Here is a 12,603-nt window from a genome sequence, read left to right as displayed (position 1 = left end):
TGGCGGGTTACACCCGCCCTACGCTCCGCATCAGATCGCCACTAACCCGCGTACGCCTTTGATGGCTCCCACGCTCCAGCGTGGGAGCTCAGTCCAGGGCACTCTGCGCCCGCTAGCGCTAGCGTACGGGGACGCGGAGCGTCCCTGAATTCATTCCCACGCGGAGCGTGAGGAACGATCTTTCAAACGCTCCCGCAAGCGGTAGTGGGATCCTATGCATCGAGGGCGCCGCGGTGCGCGCGGCGCACCCTACTAGATCGCCACCAGCCCGCGCACACCCTCGGTTTCCATGTTCTCGCCACGACCCTGCTGGACGATCTCGCCGCGGCTCATCACCAGGTACTGGTCGGCCAGTTCGGCGGCGAAGTCGTAGAACTGCTCGACCAGCAGGATGGCCATGTCGCCACGGGCGGCGAGCTTCTTGATCACCGCGCCGATTTCCTTGATCACCGAGGGCTGGATGCCTTCGGTGGGTTCGTCGAGGATCAGCAGGCGCGGCTGGCTGGCCAGGGCGCGACCGATGGCCAGTTGTTGTTGCTGGCCGCCGGACAGGTCGCCGCCACGGCGATGCTTCATTTCGCGCAGCACCGGGAACAGCTCGTAGATGAATTCCGGCACGGCCTTGGCCTGGCTGCCGGGAAAGCGCGACAGGCCCATCAGCAGGTTCTCTTCCACCGTCAGGCGGCCGAAGATCTCGCGTCCCTGGGGCACGTAGGCGATGCCGGCATGCACGCGCTGGTGCGGTTTGAAGCCGGTGATTGGCTTGCCTTCCCATTGCACGTTGCCGTCCTTGGCCGGAATCAGGCCCATCAGGCATTTGAGCAGGGTGGTCTTGCCCACGCCGTTGCGGCCGAGCAGGCAGGTGACCTCGCCGACCTTCACGTCGAACGACAGGCCACGGAGGATGTGGCTACCGCCGTAATACTGGTGGAGTTGCTCAACTTGCAGCATAGAAATGTCCTTCATTCGTAGTGTGGGAGGAGCCGGGCGGCGAACCGATCAGCCGCGAGCTTTTGAAGTACGCAGTCATCGCGGCTAAAGCCCCTCCCACTGGCTGGCGTCAGCGACCCAGATAAACCTCGATCACCCGCTCGTCGTTCTGTACCTGCTCCAGCGAGCCTTCGGCCAGCACGCTGCCCTGGTGCAGCACGGTGACGTGGTCGGCGATGGAGCCGACGAAGCCCATGTCATGCTCCACCACCATCAGCGAGTGCTTGCGCGCCAGGGACTTGAACAGTTCGGCGGTGAACTCGGTCTCGGCATCGGTCATGCCGGCCACCGGTTCGTCGAGCAGCAGCAAATGCGGCTCTTGCATCAGCAGCATGCCGATCTCGAGGAACTGCTTCTGACCGTGAGAGAGCAGCCCGGCCGGGCGGTTGCGCGAAGCTTCCAGGCGGATGGTGCCCAGCACTTCCTCGATACGATCCTTCTGCTCGCCACTGAGTTTGGCGCGCAGGCTGGCCCATACCGACTTGTTGGTCTTCTGCGCCAGCTCCAGGTTCTCGAACACCGTCAGCGCCTCGAACACCGTCGGCTTCTGGAACTTGCGGCCGATGCCGGCCTGGGCGATTTCCACCTCGCTCATGGCGGTCAGGTCGTACTGCTCGCCGAAGTAGGCGACACCGTTGTCGGGCCGGGTCTTGCCGGTGATCACGTCCATCATGGTGGTCTTGCCGGCGCCGTTGGGGCCGATGATGCAGCGCAGCTCGCCGACGCCGATGTACAGCGTCAGGTTGCTCAGCGCCTTGAAGCCGTCGAAGCTGACGTTGATGTCTTCCAGGGTGAGGATGGTGCCGTGGCGGACGTTGACGCCCTTGCCGACGTTCTTGCCGGTGTCCAGCGCCAGGCCGGTGGGGTCGAAGGCGGCTTCGAGCATGGTTTCAGGTACCGGAGTGGCTTTCATTGATCCTTCTCCTTCTTGAGCAGACCGACGACGCCTCTGGGCAGGAACAGGGTGACCACGATGAACAGCGCCCCCAGTGCGAACAGCCAGTATTCGGGGAAGGCCACGGTGAACCAGCTCTTCATGCCGTTGACCAGACCGGCGCCGAGCAGCGGGCCGATCAGCGTGCCGCGACCGCCCAGGGCGACCCAGACGGCGGCCTCGATGGACTGCGTCGGCGCCATCTCGCTGGGGTTGATGATGCCCACCTGCGGCACGTACAGCGCGCCGGCCAGGCCGCACAACACCGCGCTCAATACCCAGATGAACAGCTTGTAACCGCGCGGATCGTAGCCGCAGAACATCAGGCGATTCTCGGCATCGCGCAGGGCGGTGAGCACCCGGCCGAACTTGCTGCGGGCCAGGCGAAAGCCCAGGTACAGGCTGCCCACCAGCAGCACCACGGTGGCGAAGAAGAGGACGGCGCGAGTGCCCTGCGCGGTGATGTCGAAACCGAGAATGCGGGTGAAACCGGTAAAGCCGTTGTTGCCGCCGAAACCGGTTTCGTTGCGGAAGAACAGGAGCATGCCGGCGAAGGTCAGCGCCTGGGTCATGATCGAGAAGTACACGCCCTTGATCCGCGAGCGGAAGGCGAAGAAGCCGAACACCAGCGCCAGCAGGCCGGGCGCCAGCACCACCAGGCACATTGCCCAGAGGAAGCTGGAGGTGCCGTACCAGTACCAGGGCAGCTCGCTCCAGGCGAGGAAGCTCATGAAGGCCGGCAGGCCGTCACCGGCGCTCTGGCGCATCAGATACATGCCCATGGCGTAGCCGCCGAGGGCGAAGAACAGGCCGTGGCCCAGCGACAGCATGCCGGCGTAGCCCCAGACCAGATCCAGTGCCAGGGCGACGATGGCGTAGCAGAGGATCTTGCCCACCAGCGTCAGCGAATAGGCCGAGACGTGCAGGGCATGGTCGGCCGGCAGCAGGTGCAGCAACGGCATGGCCAGCAGGATCGCCAGCACCACCAGGCCGATGGCGATGGATACCTGCGGGCCGAGCTTGGCGCTGGCGCGGGCCAGCAGCGTTTGATTTATCGCATTCATCAGTCGATCACTCGTCCGTTAAGTCCGTAGGGCAGGTGCAACCCGCCGCTGCAGTGATGGCGTTCGGTAGATGTGGCGGGTTTCACCCGCCCTACGGTCGATGGCGCACTCATCAATCGATCACCCGGCCTTTGAGCGCGAAGAGGCCTTGCGGGCGTTTCTGGATGAACAGGATGATCAGCGCGAGGATGAGGATCTTGCCGAGCACGGCACCGATCTGCGGTTCGAGGAACTTGTTCACCACGCCCAGGCCGAAGGCGGCCAGTACGCTACCGGCCAGTTGGCCGACGCCGCCGAGCACCACCACCAGGAAGGAGTCGATGATGTAGCTCTGGCCGAGGTCCGGGCCGACGTTGCCGATCTGGCTCAGGGCCACGCCGCCAAGGCCGGCGATGCCCGAACCGAGTCCGAAGGCCAGCATGTCCACGCGGCCGGTGGGCACGCCGCAGCAGGCGGCCATGTTGCGGTTCTGCGTCACCGCGCGCACGTTCAGGCCCAGGCGCGTCTTGTTCAGCAGCAGCCAGGTCAGGACCACGACGAACAGCGCGAAGCCGATGATGACGATGCGGTTGTAGGGCAGCACCAGGTTGGGCAGCACTTGCATGCCGCCGGACAGCCAGGCCGGGTTGGCCACTTCGACGTTCTGCGCACCGAAGGTGACGCGCACCAGTTGGATCAGGATCAGGCTGATGCCCCAGGTGGCCAGCAGGGTTTCCAGCGGGCGGCCATAGAGGTGGCGGATCACCGTGCGCTCCAGGGCCATGCCGATGCAGGCGGTGACCAGAAAAGCGATGGGCAGTGCGGCCAGCGGGTAGAGCGTCAGGTAGTCGGGGGCCAGGCGTTGGAAGCTCAGTTGCACCACGTAGGTGGTGTAGGCACCGAGCATCAGCATTTCGCCATGGGCCATGTTGATCACCCCGAGCAGGCCGAAGGTGATGGCCAGGCCGAGGGCGGCGAGCAGCAGGATCGATCCCAGCGACAGGCCGCTGAAGGCCTGGCCGAGCAGTTCGCCGATCAGCAGTTTGTTCTTCACCTGGGCCAGGCTCTGCTCGGCGGCAGTGCGCACGGCGGCATCGCTTTCCTCACCATCGAGCAGGCTTTGCAGGCGCGTGCGGGCCTGCGGGTCGCCGGTTTCGCCCAGGCGTTCCACGGCGGCCAGGCGCACGGCCGGGTCGCTGGCCTCCAGCTGTAGGTTGGCCAGGGCCAGGGTGATGGCGTCACGCACCTTCTCGTCGGCTTCCATGCTCAGGCGGTTTTCCAGCAAGGGCAGCAGCGCCGGCGGCGTGTTGCGTTGCAGTTGCTGGGCAGCACCGAGGCGCACGGCTGCATCGTCGCCGAGCAACTGATGGCTGGCCATGGCGAAGGCGATCAGGCCGCGCAGGCGATTGTTCAGGCGCACTTTGCGCGGCGTGCCGTTGGCCTCGGCTGCGCCATCGGCGGCTTGCCAGGTATCGCCTTGCTCGATGAACGCGCGTTTGTCGGCATCGCTGGCGACGCGGCCCTGTTGCAGCGCTTGCAGCAGTGGCATGCGTTCGGTGTTGGGCGCGGCGGCCCAGTCCTGCAGCAGTTTGGCCTGCTTGCTGGCGTTGGCAGCGACGAAATCGTCGGCCTCGCCAGCCTGCGCCGCCAGTGGCAGCAACAGCAGCAGGCTCAGGAGAATTCGGGTAAGGGCAGTGGGCATGAGGGGGTCCTTGGCGTAGCCCGGATGCAATCCGGGACAGCTCTCCCCGGATTGCATCCGGGCTACTTTTTGCCCTCTCCCTAGCCCTCTCCCATAAATGGGAGAGGGGACTGGTACGGTGCAGTGCATCGCTCCGTGCCGCTTGTCTCCCCTCTCCCGCTTGCGGGAGAGGGGCTGGGGGAGAGGGGCTTTTGCCTTAGTTCGACTTCACCGGGGTATCGGCTTTCTTGTCGTTGCCTTCGATGAAGGGGCTCCACGGCTGGGCGCGAACCGGGCCGTCGGTTTCCCAGACCACGGAGAACTGACCGTCTTCCTGGATCTCGCCGATCATCACCGGCTTGTGCAGGTGGTGGTTCTTCTCGTCCATCTTCAGGGTGAAGCCGCTCGGTGCCGCGAATTCCTGGCCGGCCATGGCTTCACGCACCTTGTCGACGTCGGTGGTGCCGGCTTTCTCGACGGCCTGCGCCCACATGTGGATGCCCACGTAGGTGGCTTCCATCGGGTCGTTGGTCACCACGGTGTCGGCGTTCGGCAGCTTCTTGGCCTTGGCGTAGGCCTTCCAGTCGGCGACGAATTTCTCGTTGACCGGGTTCTCCACGGACTGGAAGTAGTTCCAGGCCGCCAGGTGGCCAACCAGTGGCTTGGTATCGATGCCGCGCAGTTCTTCTTCACCCACGGAGAAGGCCACGACCGGGACTTCGGTGGCTTCCAGGCCCTGGTTGGCCAGTTCCTTGTAGAACGGCACGTTGGAGTCGCCGTTCACGGTCGACACCACGGCCGTCTTGCCGCCAGCGGAGAACTTCTTGATGTTGGCGACGATGGTTTGATAGTCGCTATGACCGAAGGGGGTGTAGACCTCTTCGATGTCCTTGTCGGCGATGCCCTTGCTGTTGAGGAAGGCGCGCAGGATCTTGTTGGTGGTGCGCGGGTAGACGTAGTCGGTGCCGAGCAGGAAGAAGCGCTTGGCGCCGCCGCCGTCTTCGCTGAGCAGGTATTCCACCGCCGGGATGGCCTGCTGGTTTGGCGCCGCACCGGTGTAGAACACGTTCGGCGACATTTCTTCGCCTTCGTACTGCACCGGGTAGAACAGCAGGCCGTTGAGCTCTTCATAGACCGGCAGCACGGACTTGCGCGATACCGAGGTCCAGCAGCCGAAGGTCACCGCGACCTTGTCCTGGGTCAGCAGCTGGCGACCACGCTCGGCGAACAGCGGCCAGTTCGACGCCGGGTCGACCACCACCGCTTCCAGTTGCTTGCCGAGTACACCGCCCTTGGCGTTGATCCCGTCGATGGTCATCAGCGCCATGTCTTTCAGCGAGGTTTCGGAAATGGCCATGGTGCCGGACAGCGAGTGCAGGACGCCGACCTTGATGGTCTCGGCGGCCTGGATGGACCAGCTCAGGCCCATGGCGGCGATGGAAGCGGAAAGGGTAAAGGCCTTGATCAGGCTGCGACGTTGCATGGTGCGATCTCCATTCACAAGTGTGAGTCAGTGGACAGCGTTGTTATTGGTCATGCGTGAAGGTCATGGCCCGGTTGTTCCGGCATTGGCTCTACGCGCTGGCGAGCGCCGTATAGCTTGTGCAAGGTGATCGAATGCACCTCCGCCTTGCTGACCTCTATATGGCTCTTGAGCAATTGCTGTGCCTCTTCTGAGCGACGAGTCAGGATTGCCTGCAGAATCTGTCCGTGTTCGACGTAGGTCAGGTCGATGCGTTGTGCCTGAGTGAAATCCAGCCGCCTCAGAATGCGGATCTTCTCGCTGACCTCGCGGTGGACGCGGGCCATTTCCTGGTTGCCGGCGGCCTCCAGCAATTGGCAATGGAACGCCTCGTCGAGGCGTGAAACGGCGGCGCCGTCTCGCAGTCGCGCCTCTTCTTGCACCAACCAGGTGCGCGCAAGGGCCTGCAGTGCAGGCGGCTGTTCGTCCGTGGGGCGCTGGCAAAGGCGGCGCACGGCGTCCAGTTCGAGGACGAGGCGCAGCTCGTACAATTCGTCGAACTGCACGAAGTCCAGCGGGCGCACCTGCCAGCCGCTGCGAAAGTGCACATCGAGAAACCCCTCGCGCTGCAGGCGGTGCAGCGCCTGGCGGACCGGCGTGCGGCTGGCCGCCATGCGCGCGGCGACCTCGCCTTCGGAGAAACGGTCACCGGGCATCAGGCGAAATTCGAAAATATCGTCCTTGAGCCTTGCGTAGATACGCTCGGCCAGGCTCTGCGGGCGCTCAGCGGCACGTGGCATGAACGGGCTCAGGCCTTGGTGCTGGCGATGAACGCACGCCAGCCACCGAAGCTGGTGATGTCACGTGCGCCAGCCAGCGCATAGGGCTCGCAGATGAAGCCCTTGACCCAGCGACCGTCAGCCAGCTCCAGGTTGCCGATGCCCAAAGGTGGCGGGATTTCGGCGACGAACTCGCCGAAGCGCGCCTGCGGTACGTCCCACAGCTCGACGATGATTTCGGCGCCGTCCTCGGTCACGCGTGCCAGGCCCGGTTTCGGTGGCACGGTGCCGGGCAGCGCATAGAGGCGGTAGCTGGCGCTGCTGGTGGTCTGCTCCACCAGCAGCGCATCGCGCGTGGTCAGCTGGACGTTCAGCGGCATGCCGGTCAGGTGCGCGCCGACCACGGCAACACGGATGCAGCCCGGCGCCGGCTTGTCGTTGGCGGCTTGAGCGGGCAGCGGTTTGCCGGTGGCGCCCAGCGGCAGATCGACAGCCTGCTGCCAGCGCTGGCCGAAGGCGGCCAGTGCCTGGTCATGCCAGGCCGGGGCGAGCAGGGTGATGCCGGCCGGCAGGCCATCGGCGCGCAGGCCCGCCGGCACGGCCAGGGCAGCCAGGTCGGCGAGGTTGGTGAAGTTGGTGTAGGTGCCGAACTGGCTGTTGAACAGCACCGGTTCGGCTTGCATCTCGGCCAGGGTGCGGAGGGTTGGCGAGGTCGGCACCACCAGGGCGTCGAAGCCGGCCAGGGCATCGTTGATGGTACGGCTCAGTTCGGCACGAATGTACTCGGCCTTGTAGGCGTCGCAGGCGCTGTACCTCTGGCCGTTTTCGACGATACCGCGCACCACCGGGTTGATGTGTTCGGGGTTCACGCCTTCCACCGCAACGGTGCGTTCGGCGACCCAGGGGCCTTGGTAAAGCTGCTCGGCCAGTTGCTGGAAGGGCGCGAAATCGATCTCCACCAGCTCGGCGCCCAGTTCGCGCAGTGTGCCCAGGGCGGTCTCATAGACGGCCTGGTTCTGGCTGTCGCCGAAGAACTCGGGGTTGGCCGGCACGGCCAGGCGCGGCTTGGCCGGCATGCCGACCTTGGCGCTGTTCGGGTTCTTGCGGCTGTAGGCATCGGCGGCGTCATAGCCGCCGGCGATATTGGCCACGGTCAAGGCGTCGCTGACGGTCAGGGCGAACACCGAGATGCAGTCGACGGTGCGGCAGGCCGGCACCAGGCCGGTGTTGGGCAGCCAGCCCTTGGTCGGCTTGAGCCCGACGATATTGTTGAAGCCTGCCGGCACGCGGCCCGAGCCGGCGGTATCGGTGCCTAGCGAGAAGGGCACGAGGCCGCGCGCGACCACATTGGCCGAACCGGAGCTGGAACCGCCGCTGACGTAATCCGGGTTGAAGCTGTTAGGCACTGCGCCGTGAGGCGAACGGGTGCCGACCAGGCCGGTGGCGAACTGATCGAGGTTGGTCTTGCCGATCAGGATGGCGCCGGCGGCGCGCAGGCGGGCGACCACGGTGGCATCGGCCTTGGCCTGATAGGCGAATTCGGGGCAGGCGGCGGTGGTGGGCCAGCCAGCGGCGTCGATATTGTCCTTGATGGCGAAGGGCACGCCGTATAGCGGCAGCTTGCTCAGGTCACCGGCTGCACCTTGCAGTGCGCTGGTCAGGGCATCGAGTTGGGCATCGAGCTGCGCGTCGCTGGCCAGGGCGATCCAGGCGGTGTCGTCAGCGCGCAGTTCGCGGCGCAGGGCGTGCAGCAGTTCTGCAGGGGATTGGCCGTCACGGTAGGCCTGTTGCCACTGCGCGAGGGTGAAAGCGATCGGTGCGTTGGACATGCTTCGAGATTCCATCTTGTATCCAAGTTGGAATCGCTAGAGCAATGACGGTGCCAGTTTTGCGCAGGCCTTTATTTTCGGGGGGGCAGGGCGACGGCAGGGGCTTTGGCGAGAGGCGTTGCACCGAGGTGGGGCTGGCCTGCAAGCGAATGGTGCAGGCTCTTCGGCGCTGGCGGTGCGCACAGCGCACCCTACGGTATCGAGAGGAGTAGGGTGCGCCGTGCGCACCGAGGGCTCGAAGCTCGGTGTCTTAAGGCACCAGGTAGTTCTTCACCCCGGTGAAGATGATCTGTGCGGCCAGGGCGCAGACGAACAGCCCCATCAAACGGCTGACGATCTGCAGGCCCTGGTCGCCGAGCAGGCGCTCGAACTGGTTGGACAGGTACAGCACCACGCCCACGGTGAGGCTGGCGAGGAAGATCGCCGCCACCGCCACCAGCTTGTCGTCCCAGTGCGGCTGGCTGGCGCCCATCAGCAGCAGGGCGCCGATGGTGCCGGGGCCGACGGTCAGCGGAATGGTCAACGGCACGATGGTCACGTCCTGCTGCACGTTGTCGCTCTGCACCGCCGACTTGCCCTGGGCCATGCCGAGGGCGGAGATGAACAGCACCGAGCCCGCGCCGATGCGGAAGGCGTCGATGGTGATGCCGAACAGGGTGAAGATGTGCTTGCCGAACAGGTACAGCAGCACGCTGGCTATCAAGGTGGCCAGTGCCACCTTCCAGGCCAGGCGCTTGCGCTCCTTGAGGGTGTGGCCGCGGCTCAGGCCGATAAAGCAGGAGAGGACGAAGAAGGGGCTGTAGAGCACCAGCATCTTCAGGTACAGGCTGAACAACTCGGACATGGGGCGCTCGTTTGAGATGGGTGGACTGAGGTAGGGCGGATCGGAGCGCCGACCGCTCGTCGCTATGCGAACAGTCCGTCGCTCTTCGTCACAGCGCAAATCCAGCGGCGTACTGCTTCGCGAGTACGCCCTACGATACCTCGCGCTGGCGACGCAGCTCGCGCTCGGCGATCCAGTGCTCGATCAGCTCGCGCAGCTGCGACAGCTCCACCGGTTTGGACATGTGGCCGTCCATGCCCACGGCGCGCGCGCGTTCCTTGTGTTCGCTGAGGATATGCGCGGTCAGCGCCACCACCGGCGTGCGCGGACGCTTCTCGCTCTTTTCCCAGGCGCGCAGCTGTTCGGTGGCGGAGAAGCCATCGAGCACCGGCATCTCGCAATCCATCAGTACCAGGTCGTAGGGCTGCGCCTTCATGGCGCTGAGGGCCTCTTCGCCGTTGCTGGCAGTGTCCGGCTTGAGGTTGAGCTTGCCGAGCATGCCGCGAATCACCTTGGTGGAGATGCTGTTGTCCTCGGCCACCAGGATGCGGAAGTCGGCCGGCACGTTCAGCGGTGTGCTGACCGGTGTCGGTGCGGCCTGCGCCGGGGTGTCGTTGGGGCGCTGGGCCAGCTCGTCGGCCAGGGTGGTCTTGAGTGTGTAGCCGGCCACCGGCTTGGCCAGGATGCGCTTGATCCCGGCGTTACGTGCGATCACCTTGCTCGGCGCGTTGCTGATGCCGGTGAGCATGATGATCAGAATGTCGTGGTTGAGGCTCGGGTCTTCCTTGATCTTGGCGGCCAGTTGCATGCCGGTCATGCCGGGCATGTCCTGATCGAGCAGCACCGCGTCGAAGTATTCGCGCATGTGCGCCTTGGTACGCAGCAGAGCCAGGGCCTCCTTGCCGGAGGGCACGGCGCTGACCTGCATGCCCCAGGCGTTGCACTGCTGCATCAGCACCTTGCGGCAGGTGTCGTTGTCGTCCACCACCAGCAGGCGTGCACCCTGCAACGGGCTGTCCAGATCGGTTTCCGGCTGCTCAAGACGGGCAGCGTCCAACGGCAGGGTCAGCCACAGGGTGGTGCCCTGGTTGCCACTGCCCTGGATGCCGAACTCGCCGCCCATCAGGCGCACCAGTTGGCGCGCGATGATCAGGCCGAGGCGCCCGCCCAGGCGGGTGGCAGAGAGGAAGTCGCGGCTCTGCAGTTCGGCGTTGAGCAGGGCGTCGCGCTCTTCCGGCAGCAGCGGACGGCCGCTGTCCTGTACGGCGACGCGCAGGCGATACTGGCCGTCGCTGCTGTCCAGGGCGGCGACCAGCAGGATCTCGCCCTCGTCGGTCTGCTTGAAGGCGTTGTCCAGCAGGCTCAGCAGGGCCTGGCGCAGGCGCGTCGGGTCACCACTGATCACCCGTGGCACCTGCGGCTGGATGAAGCTGATCAACTCCACGCGCTGTTGTTCGGCCTTGGCGCGGAAGATGTCGAGGCAGTCCTCGATCAGCGCGCCGAGGTCGAACTGCACGTCGTCCAGTTCGATCTGCCCGGATTCGAGCTTGGAGATGTCGAGGATTTCGTTGATCAGGGTGAGCAGCTCGTTGCCCGAACTGTGGATGGTCTGCACGTAGTCACGCTGCTTGGCTGACAGCGGCGTGCCCAGCAGCAGTTCGGTCATGCCCAGCACACCGTTCATCGGCGTGCGGATCTCGTGGCTGATCTTGGCCAGGAACTCGGCCTTGGCCTTCAGCTCGGCACTGCTGGCGGCCAGGGCGGTGCTTTCCTGCAGGGTGTCGCGCTGGATCTGCCGCTGCCGCTCGGTCAGCGAAACGCTGAGGATCAGTCCGGCCAGGGTGGCGACACTGAACACGCCCAGTACCAGCCAGCCCGGATTGAGCTGATCGAAGCCCAGCAGCACCGGCACGAAGAAACCGAAGCCCATGTTGAAGACCAGCATGCCCACGGTGATCAGGCGTGCCGGCTGATAACCGGAGCGCCAGTGCCGGCTGCTTACCAGCAGCAGATTGATCGAGCTCATGACCACCAGCAGGTAGACCAGCGAGCTGTACCAGAACAGCCCGGTGACGACGATGCACAGGGCGTAGGCCAGTACCAGCAGGGCATTGCCCTGCAGCAGGCGATTGAGTGGGCTGTGTTGAACGGGCGTGCCGTGCATGAATCCCAGGCCAAAGGCCAGGACGCTGAAGGCGGCGAACAGCGCGGAGAGGTCGGCGACCAGTGACTGGTTGTAGCCCAGGCTGGGCAACCACTGGGCGAAGATGCCGAGATTGGCTGCCGAGCATACGGCCAGGCCGATGTTCACCCCGGCCAGCCACAGGCCGCTGGCGCTGCGGCTATAGAGGAAGCGGATGAGGTTGTACAGGGTCAGCAGCAGCAGGGCACCGAACAGCATGCCGTAGAGGTAGGCGGGCTTTTCCAGGCTGACCAGTTCGGCCTGATCCATCACCTTGAACCAGGTCATCAGCGGGTGGTTGGAGGTCAGGCGCACATAGGCGACGCGGGCCTGGCCGTCATTCGGCAACGGCATCAGGTAGAAGCGCGACGGCAGCGGTCGCGAATCCAGCGGCATGGCCTCGCCGGTGTGCAGGTTCTGCTCCAGCACACCGTCTCTCAGCAGGTAGTAATCGAGGTACTGCACCCGTGGTGAGAAGATCCACAGCCAGGCGGGCTGCTGCTGCGCTGCGAACTCGGCACGCAGCCAGACGGCGTGGTCACTGGGCGGGAAGGTGAAGGACTGCTTGCTGAGGGGCTTGAACTGCTGGCGCTGGGCGCGGACTTCTTCGAGACCCAGACGGGCGCTGGCGTCGACCAGATAGGACCAGCTGTGCGGGCCTGTCGGGGCTGATTTCGCACTGGCTGTCAGCGCAAGGCTGAGAAACAGCATGCTGGCGAGTAGTCCGATGGCAATCCTGAGCCGGCGCACGGGCAAAATCCTTCTAAATGAGTGGCCGGATTATAGCCAAGCATCTGCTCGCGGGAACATGGTGCAGTCAGGCATTTTTAAGGCTTTTTGTGGGTAAAAGCCGCCTTTTTACCGGACTGCACCCTGTATA

The 12,603-nt window shown here is 64.9% G+C and carries 9 protein-coding genes; all 9 read right to left on the bottom strand.

Going from position 1 to position 12,603, the window contains the following annotated elements:
* Positions 1–252 precede the first annotated feature (252 nt).
* Positions 253–951 (bottom strand): urea ABC transporter ATP-binding subunit UrtE, encoded by a 699-nt coding sequence (urtE, locus tag ACN0X6_RS13305; RefSeq protein WP_417704548.1) that lies wholly within the window; start codon positions 949–951, stop codon positions 253–255.
* A 109-nt stretch (positions 952–1,060) separates the two neighbouring features.
* Positions 1,061–1,903: an urea ABC transporter ATP-binding protein UrtD gene (gene urtD, locus ACN0X6_RS13300; RefSeq protein ID WP_417704546.1), complete on the bottom strand. Its 843-nt coding sequence runs from the start codon at positions 1,901–1,903 to the stop codon at positions 1,061–1,063.
* Positions 1,900–2,988 (bottom strand): urea ABC transporter permease subunit UrtC, encoded by a 1,089-nt coding sequence (gene urtC / locus ACN0X6_RS13295; protein WP_279531324.1) that lies wholly within the window; start codon positions 2,986–2,988, stop codon positions 1,900–1,902. The genes urtD and urtC overlap by 4 nt, the downstream gene beginning before the upstream one ends.
* A gap of 112 nt (positions 2,989–3,100) precedes the next feature.
* The gene (urtB, locus tag ACN0X6_RS13290) at positions 3,101–4,669 is read right to left on the bottom strand and encodes an urea ABC transporter permease subunit UrtB (protein ID WP_417704544.1); all 1,569 of its coding nucleotides are present in this window, start codon (positions 4,667–4,669) and stop codon (positions 3,101–3,103) included.
* 196 nt (positions 4,670–4,865) lie between these two features.
* Positions 4,866–6,131: an urea ABC transporter substrate-binding protein gene (gene urtA, locus ACN0X6_RS13285; RefSeq protein ID WP_417704542.1), complete on the bottom strand. Its 1,266-nt coding sequence runs from the start codon at positions 6,129–6,131 to the stop codon at positions 4,866–4,868.
* 50 nt (positions 6,132–6,181) lie between these two features.
* Positions 6,182–6,910: a GntR family transcriptional regulator gene (locus ACN0X6_RS13280; protein WP_417704540.1), complete on the bottom strand. Its 729-nt coding sequence runs from the start codon at positions 6,908–6,910 to the stop codon at positions 6,182–6,184.
* Between the two features lie 8 nt (positions 6,911–6,918).
* Positions 6,919–8,718: an allophanate hydrolase gene (gene atzF, locus ACN0X6_RS13275; protein ID WP_417704538.1), complete on the bottom strand. Its 1,800-nt coding sequence runs from the start codon at positions 8,716–8,718 to the stop codon at positions 6,919–6,921.
* A 250-nt stretch (positions 8,719–8,968) separates the two neighbouring features.
* Positions 8,969–9,562: a MarC family protein gene (locus ACN0X6_RS13270; protein WP_417704537.1), complete on the bottom strand. Its 594-nt coding sequence runs from the start codon at positions 9,560–9,562 to the stop codon at positions 8,969–8,971.
* Between the two features lie 130 nt (positions 9,563–9,692).
* Positions 9,693–12,473: a response regulator gene (locus tag ACN0X6_RS13265; protein ID WP_417704535.1), complete on the bottom strand. Its 2,781-nt coding sequence runs from the start codon at positions 12,471–12,473 to the stop codon at positions 9,693–9,695.
* Between the last annotated feature and the right edge of the window lie 130 nt (positions 12,474–12,603).

This window comes from Pseudomonas sp., from assembly GCF_048269965.1.
Taxonomy (GTDB): Bacteria; Pseudomonadota; Gammaproteobacteria; order Pseudomonadales; family Pseudomonadaceae; genus Aquipseudomonas.
Note: the sequence above shows the minus strand (reverse complement) of the source record. Positions and strands in the feature narration are given on the sequence as shown.